Consider the following 18,050-nt stretch of genomic DNA (forward strand, 5'->3'; position numbering starts at 1 on the left):
TTATCTTCTCCTTAAAAAGTCTTCAAGGTTTTTAGAATTTAAATTTCTCTCAAACTTTCCATCTTTATTTAAAATCTTTGTGCTGGCTCCTAGACCAAAACCAATAATATTTTCAAGTTCTTCCATCATCACAATATTATAAATTGATGAGTGGTCTTTTTTTGCATAGCCAATATTTTCTGATGATATTACAGATTTTTTCTGCCTATAAAGATAATAGGGCTCATAATTATTTTCTATTAATAATTTTTTTGATTCTTCCAAAAGATTTCCAAAGTCTTCTTCATTGTGGTATGAATTTTCAAAAAGTTTGGAACCATTTTTTAGGGCTAGGGTGTGGATTGTGATATTTTCAGGAGAAAACTCAATTGCTCTTTCTATTGAAGATAATATACTTTCTTTATTTTCTCCAGGAAGTCCCATAATCAAATCCATATTAATTATTTCAAATCCAAGCTCTCTTGCTGCTTTAAACCAAAATTCAAAATCTTTATTTGAAACCCTATTTAATTTATTTATCACATCTTCGTTAAAGGTTTGAGGATTAAGAGAAATCCTATTGACACCCTTGTCCTTAAGCATCTTTAACATTTCAAGGCTGAGGCTGTCAATTCGTCCACACTCAACAGTAAATTCTCTTGTAAGACCAAACTTATTATTTATAGAATCAATTATTTTTCCTAGATTATCTAGTCCAATTGACGTTGGAGTTCCTCCGCCAATGTAAATAGAATTTGCTTCTCCAGAAAAATTAAATTTATAAGAATTTATATCCTCAACTAAATTCTTTGTATAGAGATCCATCTTTTCTTTATTCTCTATTGTTGTATCAAAGGAACAATAAAGACACCTTGATGGACAAAAGGGAATATGAACATAGACATTATATTTGTCTATATTAGAGCTAAACCTAATCTCCTCTTGATTTTTATATATTTTATACAAAAAATCTCCCTCATCTCTTCCTATCCTGTACCTATCCCACAAAATTTTCATGGACTCATCATAGGAAGAGCCCTCAAAAACTTTTGCTAGAAGTTTTAAGGGCCTCACTCCAGTTAGGATTCCAAAGCTTGAATCAAAATTTTCTTCTTCAAAAAATAAATCAAATAAATATCTTTTAATTGTAAAATGAGCCTTCTCATCTTGGCGCCTGATCATTCCACTAGTATTTATATTTTCTCCAAAGATACTAATAAAAATAATTTGATTTTCTATTTTTATTTTAATGTTAAAGTTTAAATCTTTATAAGTTTTTGGAAGCTTCATCCTAAAAAATTCAAAAATAGATTTTCTTAAAGCTTCACTTTCGTTTTCTATCTTAATCATAACTGTCTAAGATATGGGTTTGCCATCTTCTCATAGGAGATTTGTGATTCAGGACCATGACCTGATAGGACATAAATCTCATCATCAAGTTTTTTTAGTTTCTTTAAGGACTCTACCATTAAGGAGTGGTCAGATTCTGGGAAATCAGTCCTTCCAATGGATCCATTAAACAGTGTATCTCCTGCAAATAAATAGTTTTCAAATAAATAGCAAACAGATCCAAGAGTGTGACCTGGTGTCTCAATTACTTTAATATTACTTTCTGAGAAAGGAATTTCATCTCCTTCTTTTACAAAGACATCTACTTCAGCTGCTTCAATTTGCATTCCAAAGGCAGAAGCTCTAACTTCCTTGGGGCTTTCTAAAAAGGCCCTATCTTCTTTTGAAAGATAAACTGGTGCCTTGTATTTTTTTACAAGGGCTGCAACTGCGCCTACATGATCAAAATGACCATGAGTTAGTAAAATATATTTTATATTCAAAGAATTTTTTTCAATAGTTTCTATTATATTTTCACTTGATCCACCTGGGTCAACTACAAAAGCATCCTTGTTTTCATCAAATAAAATAAAACAATTTTCTTGTAATTGTCCAACAACTAATTTAATAATTTTATATTCCATTATTTCACCTAAAATTCCTTACTTGAATCTAATAAAATAGTAACTGGTCCATCATTTATAAGTTCAACGTCCATGTCAGCACCATATTCTCCAACAGAAACTTTAATTCCTAAATTCTTCATTTCTTCTATGAATTTCTCATAAAGGATTATTCCCTCATCGAATTTAGCTGACCTTATATATGATGGTCTGTTGCCTTTTCTTGCATCTCCATAGAGGGTAAATTGACTCACCACTAAAATTTCTAGATCATAATCAAGAAGAGACTTGTTCATGATTCCATCTTCATCATCAAAGATTCTAAGTTTGCTAACTTTTTTTACTATATATTCTAAATCTTTTTCGTCATCATTAGCTTCAATACCAAGTAAAAGCATAATTCCCTTGTCAATTTTAGAAATTATCTTATCATCAACAGATACACTGGCTCTCTTTACTCTCTGAACTACTCCTCGCATCTTATCACGCCTTTATCCTATAAACTTCAAGGACATTGTTAATCCTTTTTAGTTTTTCCATTAGTCTTTCTAATTCTTCACTGTCTGTTATTTCAACTGTTATATCAATTACAGCGTCTCCATTTTTTACAACCTTAGCATTTAAATAGGACATACTAAGCCTTGAATCATTGACCCTACTTGCAATGTCTGGAATAACATTTGGTTTATCAAAGGCCCTAATTTCAATAGATGTACTATAGCTAGTAGAGTTAGAATTTTCCCATTTAACTTCTACAAGTCTTTCTGGATCTACATTGTTTTGTAGATTTTTGCAGTCCTTTCTGTGAACAGAAATCCCTCTTCCTATAGTTATATATCCAACAATTTCGTCTCCTGGAACAGGTGTACAACATTTTGCAATCCTAACATTTACACCGTCAACGCCCTTGACTTCTATACCTTGATTGTTGTATCTTTTTTTAGATTCAACAATTTCTTCTATGGCTTTATCATCTTTTTTGTAATGCTTGTTATAAATGTCTTGTAGCTTAGCAGTAACTTGTGCAGTAGTTATAGTTCCAAAACCAACAGCTGCATACATCTCGTCAAGACTAAGCATATTTAACTTTTCTTTAACTTCTTCTAGCCAATCGTCACGTAAGATCTTGTGAGTTTCGTAGCCAAGTTTCTTTACTTCTCTTTCAATGGCATCTCGTCCTCTTTCAATATTCTTTTCCTTGTCTTTAACTTTAAAATATTGTTGGATTTTTTTACGTGCTTGAGGACTCTTAACTATCTTTAACCAATCAAGAGATGGGCTTGTGTTTGGATTTGTAATCACATCGACTATATTACCACTTTGTAGGGTATAATTGAGAGGGACTATCCTTCCGTTAACCTTGGCACCTACGCAAGTGTTACCCACTTGAGAATGTATCCTGTAGGCAAAGTCGATTGGAGTTGAACCTTCTGGAAGATTTATTACGTCTCCCCTTGGGGTAAATACAAAGACTTCATCAGCAAAAAAGTCGATCTTTAGGGTATCCATGAAGTCTCCTGGATCATTTAAGTCTTTTTGCCATTCTAATAGTTGTCTTAGCCAAGTTAAATTTTCATCAAAAGCTGTTTCCTTAGATACTCCTGCCTTGTATTTCCAGTGAGCAGCAATACCATATTCAGCAGTTTGGTGCATTTCATAAGTCCTAATTTGAACCTCAAAAGTTTCTCCATTGTTATCAATAACAGTTGTATGAAGAGATTGGTACTTGTTAGGTTTAGGCATGGCAATATAGTCCTTAAACCTACCTGGTATTGGTTTAAAAAGTGTATGAACAACACCTAGGGCACCATAACAGTCTTTTACTGAATGAGTTAAGATTCTAACTGCAGAAAGGTCATAGATTTCATCAAAAACTTTGCCCTTTTTCTTCATCTTTTTGTATATTGAATAGAAATTCTTAGGTCTTCCCTTTATTTCACATTCTATTCCCACATTTTTTAAATTGTCTTCAAGTAGTTTTATAATATGGTTGATTAAGTCTTCTCTTTCGTTTCTTCTCTTGTTGACCATATCTACTAATTCATAGTAACCTTCTTCATCAAGATACCTAAGTGAAAGATCTTCAAGTTCCCACTTAATCCTACTCATACCAAGCCTATCTGCTATAGGAGCATAGATTTCCACAGTTTCAGTTGCCTTCTCAATCTTTTTAGCATCTGTCATGTACTCAAGGGTTCTCATGTTGTGAAGTCTGTCGGCAAGTTTAACGATAATAACTCTTATGTCCTTTGCCATGGCAAGAACCATTTTTCTTATGTTTTCTGCTTGCTTCTCTTCTTTATTCTTGTAGTTTAATTTCTTTAACTTAGTAACACCGTCAACTAAATCGGCTATTTCTTCACCAAATTCATTTTTTACATCCTCAAGAGTTACTTTTGTATCTTCTACTACATCATGAAGAAGTCCAGCGACAATAGTAGCTGTATCCATATTCATATCAGCTAAAATTAAGCTGACATTTAGTGGGTGAATTATATAATCTTCACCAGAATTTCTCTTTTGACCCTTGTGGTTCTCTTCGGCCATTTTGTAGGCACGCATAATTAGGTCTATATCTGCATTTTCATTATAGGATTTTACTTTTTCAATTAATTCATCTATTAATAACATTTTTCTCACCTGTGATTCGATAGCTCTTAATCTTTAGTTGGATATTAACATTGCCGTTGAACTTATTTAAATCAAGATTAAAAACTATATCTATAAAAATATTAGATGGCCTTCCATTTAAAAGACCCTTAACTTCTTCCCTGCCATAGGAATTTGCTAAATTATTTAAAAAAACTTGAGAGTCTTCAAACAATATCCCTGTGTAATTTATATTATCTTGAGATAAGGTCATTTTTAAAAAGTTTTTATTTTTCCCCAAGATATTGAGCGACTTAATCTGTAGGTTTTTAGCACCAAACTTTGGATCAGAGTTTCCATTTCCAAAGGGAGCAAGAGACTCTATATCATTGACAAGTTTCATGCTAATATATTTTAATTCCAAGTTTCCATCAATATAAACTTTTCTTATTAAATCCTCATTAGTTAGATTTTCATTTTTATCCACATCTCTTATAAAATCATCTAGATTTTCTAGAGGCAGAGACAGTCCACAAGCCATCTTGTGGCCTCCAAAACTACTTAAGTATCCCTTGGATTTAGAAAATTCTTGGAACATATTATATTCTTCAATACTTCTGCCAGATCCCTTAATCAAATCTTTGGAATTACTTAAAACCACACTTGGTCTATAGTATTTTTCTTTAATCTTTCCAGCCACAATGCCAAGTATTGATTCATTTAAGCCCTCTTCATAAACTATTAATACCTTGTGTTTATTCAGTAAATTGTCTTTTTGAATCTTCTCATCAATAATTTCAAAGGCATCACTAGTCAGTCTTTGCCTTTCATAATTTAGGTCCCTAAGTTCCTTTGCTTTCTCAAGGGCTAAAGAATAATCTTTTTCCAAGAATAATTCAAGGGCTTCCTTGGCAGATTCTAACCTTCCACTAGAATTTATTGTAGGTCCAATTATAAATCCAAGATGATAAACATCTATCTCATCTTTTTTTATATCTGCTGCCTCAATAAGAGCATTGAGTCCAAGGTCTTTGGTTGTCCTCAAAAGCTTAAGTCCTTCTGAGACTATAATCCTATTTTCATTGGTAAGGGGCATTACATCACATACTGTTGCTATAGCTGCATAGGGTAAGAACTTTTCATAAAATTCTTCCTTATCCACTCCCTTAATTAAAAATAAATATTCTATAAGTTTAAAGGCAACAACTCCACCACAAATTTCCTTAAAGGGATAGGAGCAAGCATATTGTTTTGGATCTATAACAGCACTTGCCTCTGGAAGCACTTCAATCTCTTTTCCATCTTTTAAAATCTTTGGAACCTCATGATGGTCTGTTATTACAATGTCAATATTAAGAGACTTCGCATAATCTACTGCATCTCTTGCGGCAATTCCATTGTCACAAGTGATAATGCACTTAACTCCATCTTCATGGGCCCTATCTATTAAGTTATTATTAATTCCATAGCCATCTTCAACCCTATGAGGTATGTCGTAAGAAACATCGCCGCCAATAGTCCTTAAGCCTTCATAGAGAATATAAGTTGAAGTCACACCATCAACATCATAGTCACCAATTATTCTAATTTTATTTTTTTTCATCAAGTGACCCAAAATTATATTTGAGGCCTTGACCATGTCCTTTAACAAAATAGGTGAATTTAAGTTAGAAAGACTTGGTTCCAAAAACTCTCTAATGTCTTCTTCTGTATTTATTTCCCTATTGAGTAAAATTTTATAAATAACATTGTTTATGCCTAATTTTTTATAATCGATGCCGGGATCACTTTTGTTTTTTATAAACCATCTTTCCATTTAATCACCACTTTATATATACAGATAATTATATCAAAAATTATCATTAAGGTAAAACAAATAGGTTTTTAGTCAACAAAAAAGAACCCTCTTGGGGTTCTTCAAAATTTTTATTATTCTTCATTAGCTAGAACTGAAATTGCACATTCAATTCTCTTCTTTTCCATTTCACATCCAACCTTGTAAGGTTTACTTAAGTCATTGTTGCTGTAGTAAGCGTTAGCGTGACAACCACCTGAGCAATAATATCTTGCCCAGCAGGTAGGACAATCTTCATTTGTATAAACGTTAGAGTTTTTAAATGTATCTCTTAGGTCTGTATTTTTTATTCCTTCATCAACATTACCAAGCAAGAAGTCTTCTTCTCCAACAAATTGGTGGCAAGGATAAATTTCTCCTTGTGGAGTTATGGCAACATATTCTGAACCTGCGCCACATCCAACAGTTCTCTTCACTATACAAGGTCCTTGTGATAGGTCAATTATAAAGTGGAAGAAAGAAAAGTCCTTGTCTTTTTTTCTAATTTCAATATAATCCTTGGACATCTTTTCATACTCACTTAAGATTTTATCAAGATGTTCTTCTCTTATTGCATAAGGTTCTCTCTCATCAGTAACCACTGGTTCAATAGAAGTCTTTTTAAATCCGTGAGAGTAAAAGTCTTTTAAGTCTTCAGAGAAGTCTAAGTTTTCGTTTGTAAAAGTTCCCCTGATAAAGTAGTCCTTGTCTCCTCTTTTATCAATAAGTTCTTTAAACTTAGGAACAATTATATCGTAAGATCCCTTTCCATTTGTGGTAGGACGCATCTCATCATTGATTTCTTTTCTACCATCGATTGATAAGACAACATTGTCCATATTTTCATTAATAAAATCTTGGATTTCATCATCAAGTAGGACACCATTAGTCGTTATTGTAAATCTAAAATGTTTGTCGTATTTCTTTTCCTCTTCTCTACCGTAAGCAACAAGTTTTTTTACTAGGTCAAAGTTCATTAGAGGTTCCCCGCCAAAGAAATCAACTTCTAGATTACTTCTGTTAGCAGAATTTTGTAATAAGAAGTCCAATGCCTTCTTACCAGTTTCAAAAGTCATAAGACTTCTATCACCCTTGAAGTCACCTTGAGATGCAAAGCAATACTTACATCTTAGGTTACAATCATGGGCAACGTGAAGGCAAAGAGCTTTTACAACATTTTGTGGGTTGTATTTAGGAAGTTTAAAGTGTTCATCTTCAGAAAATAATAAACCTTCCTTAGTTAAGTAGTCTATTTCTTCATAAGCTTCTCTAGCATCTTCTTCATTATAAAGTTTTGAAAATTTTTCTATGACTTCATCTTTTGATAATTTTTCATAGTCATCAATCATCTCGTATACAATTTTTTCTACAACATGAACTGATCCACTTGCTATATCAAGGACAATATATCTATCATTTAAATAAAATTTATGAATTCTTTCTTCCATCTTTTCTCCTTTACTTAACCCCTAACAAAATAAAAGCAAGGTTTCCCTTGCCTTAGTTTTCAGTATTTTCACATTTTTGGTTTCCAACTGTGCAGCTAGTTTTGCAAGCTGATTGACAAGATGTTTGACATTCGCCACATCCGCCTTTTTCGTAAGTTTTCTTAAGATTTTTTTGTGTAAGTGTTTTAATGTGTTTCATAATATCTCCTATTCTTCTTCAGCGTCTTTTAGATCTGCGTTCTTTTTATAAGTACCATTAACTCCCCACTTCATGACTTCAATCTTTGTGTTGTCAGTTGAGGTTTCGATAACTAAGTAATCTTCCTTTACAAGGATAATTTTTCCAATAATACCGCCAATTGTTATTATTTTATCTCCAACCTTTAAGTTTTCACGCATTTCATTTATTTCATTTGCTTTTTTCTTTTGTGGTCTTATTATGAAAAAATAAAAAACAACAAACATCAATATTAAAGGAATAAAGTTTAACATTGCGTTTTGATCCATTATTAACCCCTTTCTTTTTAGTAATTGATAATTATATTATACATTTAATCCAATAACTTAACAAGAATATATTTTTAGTCTTGCTTATAACCATACTTCTTGTAAAAATCTCTTTTATATTCTAAGAAGTAATCTCCCCTAATTGATTCTCTAATATTTTCCATCATATCAATTAAGAAGTAAAGATTGTGAATTGTTGCAAGTCTCATACCAAGAATCTCGTCTACATTGAATAAGTGTCTAAGATAAGCTTTAGAAAAGTTTCTACAAGTGTAGCAGTCACATTCATCATCAAGCCTAGAGAAATCTTCTTTGTAAACTGCATTCTTAATTGGAATTCTTCCCTGATGAGTAAGGACAGTTCCATTTCTCGCAATTCTTGTAGGAAGAACACAGTCTGCCATGTCCACTCCTCTTTCAACTGCTTCGAATAAGTAGTCTGGACTTCCGACTCCCATTAGGTATCTAGGTTTATTTTCTGGCATAAAGTCAGTTGTGTAATCTAGAATTTCTGTCATTAAATCAATTGGTTCACCAACAGAAAGTCCACCAATAGAATAACCCTTAAAGTCCATATCAACCATTTCTTTTGCAGAAATTTCTCTTAAGTCCTTATACATCCCACCTTGAATGATTCCAAAAAGAGTTTGATTATCTACATTCTTGTGATAGTCTTTACACCTCTGGGCCCACCTAAGAGTTCTTCTCATTGAATGATCAATATATTCATGACTTGCTGGATAAGGTGCACATTCATCAAAAGCCATGATAATATCTGAGCCTAAGATATTTTGTATATCAATAGATTTTTCTGGAGATATAAACATCTTGCTTCCGTCAATATGACTCCTAAAATGAACACCCTCTTCAGTTATCTTTCTATTATCTGATAGAGAAAAAACTTGGAATCCTCCAGAGTCAGTAAGAATTGGCTTGTCCCAATTCATAAACTTGTGAAGGCCGCCAGCTTTTTCTATAATTTCAGTACCTGGTCTTAAAAATAAATGATAGGTGTTGGATAATATTATTTGTGCCCCTATACCTTTAAGCTCATCAGGTGTCATTGTCTTAACTGTTGCTCTTGTCCCCACTGGCATGAAGATTGGAGTTTCAATTTCTCCGTGATTTGTAGTTATTTTTCCAAGCCTCGCTTTTGAATCCTTGGATGTTTTTAATAAATCAAATTTAAACATAAAACCTACCTTATAAACATGGCATCACCAAAACTGAAAAACCTATATCTTTCTTTAACAGCTTCTTCATATGCCTTTAAAATAATTTCTCTGCTTGATAGGGATGAAACCAACATTAATAGAGTGGATTCTGGTAAGTGAAAGTTTGTTATAAGAGCATCTACGCATTTAAACTTATAAGGTGGATAAATAAATATATTTGTAAATCCACTTTTTTCACAAACTCGTCCATTATCATCGGCAATCGATTCAACAGTTCTAACACTTGTTGTGCCAACTGCAATAACCCTATTTCCCCTATCTTTAGCTGCATTAATCTTATCTGCAACTTCCTTAGTCATAACATAAAATTCTGAATGCATTTCATGTTCATCAACATTTTCTACTTTTACTGGTCTAAAGGTTCCTAAACCTACATGAAGAGTAATGTAACAAATTTCAATACCCTTATCTTTTATTTTTTGTAGCAAGTCCTTAGTAAAGTGAAGTCCTGCAGTTGGTGCAGCCGCTGAACCTTCTTCTCTTGCATAAACTGTTTGATACCTATTTTTATCCTCTAACTTTTCTGTTATATATGGAGGTAGGGGCATTTCCCCAAGTTCATCTAATATTTCTTCAAATATTCCATCATATTCAAATTTTAAAAACCTAGATCCATCTTCGGAAATATCTACTACTTCTGCACTTAACTTGTCGCTAAAAATAATTTTTGTGCCAAGCTTTGCCTTCTTTCCAGGCTTAGATAGACATTCCCAAACATCATCTTTTCTATTTAAAAGAAGAAATTCAATTTTCTCTTCTTTTCCTTCTCTGTGTCCATAAATTCTTGCAGGCATTACCTTGGTGTCGTTTAATACCAACAAATCACCCTCATTGAGATAATCTATGATGTCATAAAAGTGTTTGTGTTCCATTTTTCCACTTTCTTTGTCTAAAACAAGAAGTCTGGAATGGTCTCTTTTTTCTTCAGGGTATTGTGCTATTAATTCCTTGGGTAAGTCGTAATAAAAATCTTTTGTTTTCATTTTTGCCTTTCTATTATTTTATTTTTTCAATATTTGTTCCTGGGAAATAAAATTCAATGATATCCTTATAATTACTTCCTTTTTTGGCCATTTCAACAGCACCGTATTGACTCATGCCAACACCATGACCGTAACCCTTGCCACTAACAAATACTTTGTTTCCAATTACATTTACATCAAATAGGGTGGACTTAATAATTGTGTTGCCAATTTTATTCCTAAAATCAGTGGCTTTTATTTTTACATCTCCTTTAGATGTAGAGAAAGTTAAATTATTTACTCTATTTGAATTATTATAGTCAAGACTAACGCTAAATACGTCAGATAAATTCAATTTCTTTAAGTCGCTATTTTTTAGTTCATACTTCCATGGGTGAACTGAGTAGGGATCTTCCTTAGAAATTAGGTATGGAACACTATTTCCGCCCCAAGCTTCAGATGATGCAACTGTATATCCACCAGAAGAAGCACAGAAGATAGTCTCCGCAACTTTTCCATCGTATTTAATAACTTGACCAACGGTTTCTTCTACAGCTTTGTTTGTTGTTTTTTCTTCAACATCTTTTCCATAATAAACTTGAGATCTTGTAGTATCGTCAAGATTATAACCATTTTTAATAAACTTATTGTAGTTATTTATGGCAAAAGATCTTGAACAAAGAGCTTGAGCCTTTAATGATTCCATAGGGAAGCTTGGACTCATTTCTTTTGGAAGAACTCCTTTTAAATACTCATCCATATCAACTCTATTCACTATGTCTAGCTTTTTATTATTGACTCTAAAGGAAATTGCTCCTCCATAGTTTCTCTTGATTTTATCTACATAAATTGGAGAATCAGAAGAAATTAAAAAAGCTCCATTTTGAGGAAAATTATTTAAATTGAAATTTTTTCCATTTAGATTAATATTTTTCCCGTCGAATTTAATGTTTATTTCCTTGTTATTTGTATTATTAATAACTTGTTCATCGGAAGTAACAACTTTTAAATTTGATTTGGACTTTACTTTTAAACTTTCACCGGCTGAAAGGGATTTTCCAACCTTAATATCAATCTTGTCATAATCTTCCTTAGCAAATATATTTAATGGCAGTAAAACCAAAAATATAGCTAACAATAATATTTTTTTCATTTTATTATTCATCCTTATACTCCAATCCAAAATGGTCATAGGCTCTTTTTGTAGCCACTCTTCCTCTAGGCGTTCTAATAATAAAGCCTATTTGCATTAAATAAGGCTCATAAACATCTTCTACTGTTCCCTTATCTTCACCAATGGCTGCTGAAATAGCATCAATACCTACTGGCCTTCCATTGAACTTTTCTATCATTGTAAGTATAATTCTTCTGTCAATATTATCTAGTCCAAACTTATCGATTTCAAGAAGATTGAGGCCCTTTATAGCAGCCTTAGTTGTTATAACTCCTCCTTCTTTTACCTCAGCATAGTCTCTAACTCTTTTTAATAACCTATTGGCAATTCTCGGTGTTCCTCTAGACCTTCTTGCAATCTCAAGAGCACCTTCCTCTTCAATTGGAACATTTAAAATCTTTGCAGATCTCATAATTATCTCAACAAGAGATTTTGTATCGTATAGGTCTAATTTTAACATTACACCAAATCTATCCCTAAGAGGTGATGTCAGCATGCCTGCTCTTGTAGTTGCTCCTATGAGAGTAAAAGGCGCTAGATCAAGTCTAATAGACCTTGCAGATGGCCCCTTCCCAATTATTATGTCTAAGGCATGGTCCTCCATAGCAGGGTATAAAATTTCTTCTACAGATTTATTTAATCTATGAATTTCATCTATAAAAAGTACATCGTCATTATTTAAGTTTGTTAGAATACTTGCTAGGTCACCCTGCTTCTCTATGGCTGGTCCTGATGTCACTTTTAGATTAACACCCATCTCATTTGCAATAATACCAGCCAGTGTGGTTTTGCCAAGCCCTGGTGGTCCACTTAAAAGAGTGTGATCCAGAGGTTCTGACCTATTCTTTGCAGCTTCAATAAAAATCTTTAAATTTTCAACTACCTTGTCTTGGCCAATATACTCATCAAGCCACTTAGGTCTAAGGCTTACCTCCCTAGCATCGCCATCAATAAGTTCTGGCTCCACTAATCTATTTTTTTCCATTGTATCAACCCATTAATTTTAAGGCTTCTCTTATTCTCTCGGAAATATCAAGAGAAGAGTCAACCTTATCTAGTGCTTTTTTAGCGTCATATACATTATAACCTAAGGAAATAAGAGCCTCAACTGCTGGATCATCCTTTTCTTCAATAGTTTCAACATTATCAGTCATTGATGCAAGATCTAAGTCTAGTTTTTCAACCTTGTCTTTTAATTCAAGGATTATTCTCTGAGCAGTTTTCTTGCCTATTCCCGGTAACTTAGTAAGGGACTTCTCATCTTTGGATATAATATATTTTGCAATATTAAATACATCGTCACCATCAAGTATTCCTATGGCAAGTTTAGGGCCAATCCCTGTTACGCTTGTCAATAAATCAAAGGCATCTCTAGTTTCAACCTGTCTGAAACCATATAAAATTACAGCATCTTCTCTTAAAACTAACCTAATATTTATAAATACTTCTTCATTTTCATAAAAAGTATGAAGTTCTCTTGATACCATATTTACAATATAGCCTATTCCATTGGATTCAAGAACTAAGTAACCCCTGTCAGTTGAGTGTACCTTTCCTTTTAAAAATTCTATCATTATATCATCCTAAAACTTTCCTTAAACTTAATTGAACTGCCATGAGTTATTGCAACTGCCAATGCATCTGCAACATCATCAGGTTTTGGAACTTTTTCTAAGTTCAAGATAATTTTTACCATCTCTTGAACCTGATTTTTTGTAGCTCTTCCATATCCAACTATAGCTTGTTTTACTTGGAGGGGCGTGTACTCATAAATTCCTGCTCCAGACTCTTTAGCAGCAAGCACTTCAACCCCACGAGCTTGGGCAACTGTTATGGCAGTTTTTACATTCTTGTTGAAAAAAAGCTCCTCAAAGGCAATATCTTCTGGCTTATACTTTTCTATTAAATCATTTAGTTCTTCATAGATAATATTCAACCTATCAGGAAGAGGAGTTTTTGCTTCAGTTGTTATAGCACCGTAGTCTAAAACCCTATATGAATTTCCCTTAAGCTCTAAGAAACCATATCCAACTATGGCTATGCCAGGGTCTATCCCCAAAATTACCAATTTATCACCACTTTAAAAAGGATAGTATAAAACTATCCTTACTTATATCTCTTTAAAACTCTATCATTAACTCCATCCCAAAAGGCATTTCTAAAAACTCTAAAGCAATCTATGTATAGAAACTTAGAAATTTTATTATTTAAATTTTCAATTTCAGAATCAGTTAAGTAGGAGTCAACTTCTTTTATTTCAACGTCATCATCTTGGCTTCTAAAGATAAGCTGCATGTCAAGATGATCATTTATACTTGCAATCTTACTGTTTAAAAGTTTTTTTCTAACATCAGTAAGAGTGTTTTTTATGAAAATTCTGATTTGTCTATCTTTTCTTATTTCTTTAAAAACTAACTTCTTAAAGGCCAAAACTTCTTCATTTTTGAACTCATATTGGAAAAGCTTCTTCCTATTGTAAAGCTCATCTATTGTAAGGTATCTTAGAGTTATTATCTCAAGCATATTTATGTGTTTTTTCGAGTTAAAACCAAGCCTATAGCCTTCTAAGTACAAGTAAAGCTCCAACCTATTTATATCATCATGGATAAGGTTGGAGAGATTCCTAGCTATAAGTTCTATTCCCTCTTTTTGCCTATATATTCTTACAATATCCTTTCTTAAATTATCAAGAGTGACATATCTTGGATATATGTTTTCTATAGATTCGTAAACATTGTAAATATTAAGTAAAATGTTAATACTATCCAAGTCGCCCTTGTATAAGAAATTTGCAATTAAGTATTTTTTTATATCTTTAAAGGCAAGTCTTTTATAAGATTGTTGATTCAGTTTTTCTGCCAATTCCATAAAAAAATCCTCCGTTAGTTCGTATAAATTATATTATACTATAAGTCACGGAGGATTGAAATCCAATTTGTAAATGTAATGTAATTATAATAATTTTATTTTATTTTCCTTGCAGAAGTTTAAGCTGTTTTCATCCCAAACCCCTACTTGGACTTCACCAATGTGTTGTTTTTCTAAGAAAAACATACAAATTCTTGATTGTCCAATACCACCACCAACAGTGTAAGGTAATTCTGCGTTTAAAACGTCTTGGTGATAAGGAAGTTTAAATCTATCTGTTGTATTGGCAAGTTCACATTGACTCTTAAGTGATTCTTCATCGACACGAATACCCATGCTTGATACTTCAAGAGAATTCCCTAGAACTTCATCCCAGAACAAGATATCTCCATTTAGGTCCCAATCATCATAGTCAGGAGATCTATGATCATGGGGCTCACCAGAAGTTAAATTATGGCCTATACCCATGATGAAAACTGCTCCCTTTTCCTTACAAATTAATTTTTCTCTTTCTTTAGATGTTTTTCCTGGGTACTTATCTTCTAATTCTTGAGAAGTTATAAAGAAAATTTCTTCAGGTAGTTTTTTTGAAAGAATGTAAGGATAGGTTTGATTGATGTATTCTTCAGTTCTTTTAAATACAGAGTAAATTTCTTTAACAATTAAAAAGAGATATTCCTTATTCCTATCTGACTTGTCAATAATTTTTTCCCAGTCCCATTGGTCAACATAAGATGAGTGAATTTCATCTAACTCTTCTTCTGCCCTAATGGCGTTCATGTCTGCATAGATACCTTCATACATGTTGAAGTTGTAGTCCTTAAGTGCATTTCGCTTCCACTTAGCTAGTGATTGAACAATTTCAACATTAATTCCATATTGTCTTAGGTCAAAATCTACTGCTTTTTCTCCATTTAGGTTGTCATTAAGGCCAGTTTCAGGTCTAACAAATAAAGGCGCAGAAACTCTTTGTAGGTTTAAGGTATTTGCCAAGTCCCTTTGAAAGTAATCTTTAACTGATTTAATTGCAATTTGTGTCTCTCTAAGATCTAGTTTTGTAGCACTAGAATTGTTCCTCATTTTTTCCTCCCTAACTATAAAAAACTTTCACCCATTAAGGGTGAAAGAATTTCTTTTAAATAAATTGTATGTCGTAATCTCCCTGAAATTGGAGACTTGATTCAATGACTAAGATAGAAATGTTTGTACATAAATTCAAGGCAAAGTTTAAATCATTGTCAAAGGAATGATCTGACTCCTTGTATTGGTCTATTACATCTATTAGATACTTTTTAACTCTTTCTTCAAGCTTTAACTCAGAATCTTCTAAGAAATTAATGTCAGAAACATTAATAACCCTAGAAAAGTTTTCTTCCAAATATTTATTTTCTCTTGCATAAAGAGCTAAGTCCTGTTCGTACTTAACATGTTTTTTCAAGTTTTCTACAAAAGTCATCCTATAAGCGTGAGGATAGCAAACAAAGTCACAGAGATAGTGACTTATTATGCCAAGCCTCTTGCTCACATAATTAATTAATAAATTGCTTTCATTTCCTTCAGAATAAGAAAATCTAGAAAAGAAAATTAATTTAGTAATTTCTTTTGCTATATAATCTCCTGATTCATCGAAATAATGTCTCTTCAACTTATAATAAGGAAGAACATCGGGGGCAACTGATCCCCAAAGCATTTTTTCTAAATTTAAATTAACATTGTATTTATCTTTTATTCTGTCGTGGACGATTTTTGCCACGATTTTGTGTGTATCTGGTAAAATTTTTAAACACTTCCTAATTAAAATTTGTTATCAATGTTTACAAGATAATTCTATACTTAAATGGCACAATTGTCAATTTTTAGTTTGTTTTATCAAGTTCTTTTGAGATTACATCCCAAATGTTAGAAGTTTCAAAACCAAGTCTCCAGCTTCCAACACCTGCTAAGTTATATTTATTGACAAGAGAAACTTTTTTCTCTAAAGAATTTGCATCTTCAATCCAAATCTTGTAGTCCGCACCATTTTCTTGATACTCAATATAATTTTGTTGAGATTCCTTATCCCATACTGGTTTTAGTCCCTTGGATGCAATAATTCTTGCAACTTCATCCATGGAAATTGTCTTTGAAGTTACCTTTCCACCATCTTCTTTCCAAATTCTTGTGTAAAGTGGAACTCCAAGAATCATTTTTTTATTAGGAATGTTTCTAAATAGGACATTTATAGATCCTTCTACCCACTTGTATTGAGCAACTGATCCAGCCTTATCTGATGAACCCCAGTGTTGGTCATAAGCCATTACAACCATATAATCAGCAATTTCAGCAAGGGCCTTTCTATCATAAGGTTCCTTTGTAACATCAGCTGATATTTGTGGCGTAACATCAACAGTTATTATAAAGTCTTCAACTGCAGCTTGTCTAAATTCTCTTACAAAGTCAGTTATATAATCTCTGTCATCTATCTTTGTATGTTCAAAGTCGATGTTTATTCCCTTCATTCCATACTTTTTACATAGTTCAAGAGTTTTATTTATAATTTTTTTACGAGTTTTTTCATTTGATAGAGCTTCGTGAGTAATTTCTGGATCAAAGGAGTTATCTAAATATGCCCAGACATCTATTCCAAGATCATTATATTTTTTAATATAATTTTGATTTCCCCTGTCAATCATATCTCCATTGCCATTTCTTATGGAGAACCAAGTTGGAATTATAACATCAAGTCCTTTGATATCCTTAATTTGATTAATCTTGTCTTCAGAATGTTCTGCGTAAGTGTAATCCCAAGTTAAATTAATAAGACCATCTGATGTATTTTTAGAAGTAGACTTAAAAGAAACTTTTTCAAAGTTTTCATCTAAATCTTTCTTCAAAACATATCCTGCATAACCTTCTGTCATCCTAACCTTGTAGTACTTTCCCTTATCTCCATAAACATAAAGCTCTTCTCCCTGAGGAAGTTTCTTTATAATAGGGCTTCTCTTGGAAGCACCTTCTCTTAAAAGAGTTTCTGAAGTAGTCTTGCTTAAGTCGTAATCCTTATCTCTGTAATCAAGTAAGAGTAGTCTAATATCCTTGTCATATCTTAGCCTTACATCATAGTCATAGATAAAAGCTTCTATTGGAAGCATAATCTTCCCATCTTTTTCTATAACAGGAGCTCTTAAATCAATTGTACCGCTGTTAAATTTTGCCTCATATTCATTTAACTTAAGCACTTTGTTTGCATGGTCGTTGTTGATTCTAACTTCACCACTTGACTTGTCATACTGGATATCTTTGTCAAGATATTCCTTTATGTAGTCTAGGGAAAGATAAATCATTCCATCTTCTATAGAAAAGTCTTCCTTATCTATATCCTTGTCTTCTGTCAAAAAGTTGAATTTATCGTACTTAGTTGAGATTTTGCTAGTTCCTCTATTTTCAACAAATAAAAATGCACCAGCTGCTAGAACCACTATTAAAAATAGTCCCATAAAAAGTTTTTTCATATTATCACCCT

18 protein-coding genes are annotated in these 18,050 nt (G+C 32.5%); all 18 read right to left on the reverse strand.

Features of this window, described 5'->3' with window-relative positions; translation table 11 throughout:
• Window positions 1–1,329 carry a coproporphyrinogen dehydrogenase HemZ gene (gene hemZ / locus I6I93_RS00585; protein WP_112890339.1) on the reverse strand — a complete coding sequence of 443 codons (1,329 nt, stop codon included), beginning with the start codon at window positions 1,327–1,329 and terminating at the stop codon, window positions 1–3.
• The gene (locus I6I93_RS00590) at window positions 1,326–1,952 is read right to left on the reverse strand and encodes an MBL fold metallo-hydrolase (RefSeq protein ID WP_112890340.1); all 627 of its coding nucleotides are present in this window, start codon (window positions 1,950–1,952) and stop codon (window positions 1,326–1,328) included. Before I6I93_RS00590 ends, hemZ begins: the two co-directional genes overlap by 4 nt.
• Before the next feature lie 8 nt (window positions 1,953–1,960).
• Complete coding sequence (gene dtd / locus I6I93_RS00595) at window positions 1,961–2,410, reverse strand: D-aminoacyl-tRNA deacylase (RefSeq protein WP_112890341.1); 450 nt, start codon at window positions 2,408–2,410, stop codon at window positions 1,961–1,963.
• Window positions 2,411–2,414: 4 nt separating this feature from the next.
• The gene (locus tag I6I93_RS00600; RefSeq protein ID WP_112890342.1) at window positions 2,415–4,562 is read right to left on the reverse strand and encodes a RelA/SpoT family protein; all 2,148 of its coding nucleotides are present in this window, start codon (window positions 4,560–4,562) and stop codon (window positions 2,415–2,417) included.
• Entirely contained in the window at window positions 4,546–6,336 is a 1,791-nt protein-coding gene (recJ, locus tag I6I93_RS00605; RefSeq protein WP_112890343.1) for a single-stranded-DNA-specific exonuclease RecJ, read from the reverse strand. The genes I6I93_RS00600 and recJ overlap by 17 nt, the downstream gene beginning before the upstream one ends.
• Before the next feature lie 113 nt (window positions 6,337–6,449).
• Window positions 6,450–7,802: a thioether cross-link-forming SCIFF peptide maturase gene (gene scfB, locus I6I93_RS00610; protein ID WP_112890344.1), complete on the reverse strand. Its 1,353-nt coding sequence runs from the start codon at window positions 7,800–7,802 to the stop codon at window positions 6,450–6,452.
• Window positions 7,803–7,854: 52 nt separating this feature from the next.
• Window positions 7,855–8,001: a six-cysteine ranthipeptide SCIFF gene (scfA, locus tag I6I93_RS00615; RefSeq protein WP_070701623.1), complete on the reverse strand. Its 147-nt coding sequence runs from the start codon at window positions 7,999–8,001 to the stop codon at window positions 7,855–7,857.
• 8 nt (window positions 8,002–8,009) lie between these two features.
• Window positions 8,010–8,309, reverse strand: coding sequence for a preprotein translocase subunit YajC (gene yajC, locus I6I93_RS00620; protein WP_112890345.1), 300 nt, complete (start codon window positions 8,307–8,309; stop codon window positions 8,010–8,012).
• Window positions 8,310–8,383: 74 nt separating this feature from the next.
• Window positions 8,384–9,502: a tRNA guanosine(34) transglycosylase Tgt gene (gene tgt, locus I6I93_RS00625; protein ID WP_112890346.1), complete on the reverse strand. Its 1,119-nt coding sequence runs from the start codon at window positions 9,500–9,502 to the stop codon at window positions 8,384–8,386.
• Between the two features lie 5 nt (window positions 9,503–9,507).
• A complete protein-coding gene (queA, locus tag I6I93_RS00630) occupies window positions 9,508–10,527 on the reverse strand; it encodes a tRNA preQ1(34) S-adenosylmethionine ribosyltransferase-isomerase QueA (protein ID WP_112890347.1) in 1,020 nt (339 codons plus the stop codon).
• Window positions 10,528–10,540: 13 nt separating this feature from the next.
• Window positions 10,541–11,659, reverse strand: a complete 1,119-nt coding sequence (locus I6I93_RS00635) for a SpoIID/LytB domain-containing protein (protein ID WP_112890591.1) — start codon at window positions 11,657–11,659, stop codon at window positions 10,541–10,543.
• A gap of 4 nt (window positions 11,660–11,663) precedes the next feature.
• Window positions 11,664–12,665 (reverse strand): Holliday junction branch migration DNA helicase RuvB, encoded by a 1,002-nt coding sequence (gene ruvB / locus I6I93_RS00640; protein ID WP_112890348.1) that lies wholly within the window; start codon window positions 12,663–12,665, stop codon window positions 11,664–11,666.
• Window positions 12,666–12,669: 4 nt separating this feature from the next.
• Window positions 12,670–13,254 carry a Holliday junction branch migration protein RuvA gene (gene ruvA / locus I6I93_RS00645; protein ID WP_112890349.1) on the reverse strand — a complete coding sequence of 195 codons (585 nt, stop codon included), beginning with the start codon at window positions 13,252–13,254 and terminating at the stop codon, window positions 12,670–12,672.
• Window positions 13,254–13,748, reverse strand: coding sequence for a crossover junction endodeoxyribonuclease RuvC (gene ruvC, locus I6I93_RS00650; RefSeq protein WP_112890350.1), 495 nt, complete (start codon window positions 13,746–13,748; stop codon window positions 13,254–13,256). The genes ruvA and ruvC overlap by 1 nt, the downstream gene beginning before the upstream one ends.
• 38 nt (window positions 13,749–13,786) lie before the next feature.
• Window positions 13,787–14,548, reverse strand: a complete 762-nt coding sequence (locus I6I93_RS00655) for a hypothetical protein (protein WP_070701609.1) — start codon at window positions 14,546–14,548, stop codon at window positions 13,787–13,789.
• A gap of 84 nt (window positions 14,549–14,632) precedes the next feature.
• Complete coding sequence (gene asnA / locus I6I93_RS00660; protein ID WP_112890351.1) at window positions 14,633–15,628, reverse strand: aspartate--ammonia ligase; 996 nt, start codon at window positions 15,626–15,628, stop codon at window positions 14,633–14,635.
• Between the two features lie 55 nt (window positions 15,629–15,683).
• A complete protein-coding gene (locus I6I93_RS00665) occupies window positions 15,684–16,301 on the reverse strand; it encodes a zinc dependent phospholipase C family protein (protein ID WP_112890352.1) in 618 nt (205 codons plus the stop codon).
• Between the two features lie 103 nt (window positions 16,302–16,404).
• Window positions 16,405–18,039: a glycosyl hydrolase family 18 protein gene (locus tag I6I93_RS00670; RefSeq protein ID WP_112890353.1), complete on the reverse strand. Its 1,635-nt coding sequence runs from the start codon at window positions 18,037–18,039 to the stop codon at window positions 16,405–16,407.
• Window positions 18,040–18,050 lie beyond the last annotated feature (11 nt).

The sequence above is a fragment of the Peptoniphilus harei genome (assembly GCF_016726485.1).
GTDB classification, from domain to species: domain Bacteria; phylum Bacillota; class Clostridia; order Tissierellales; family Peptoniphilaceae; genus Peptoniphilus_A; species Peptoniphilus_A harei.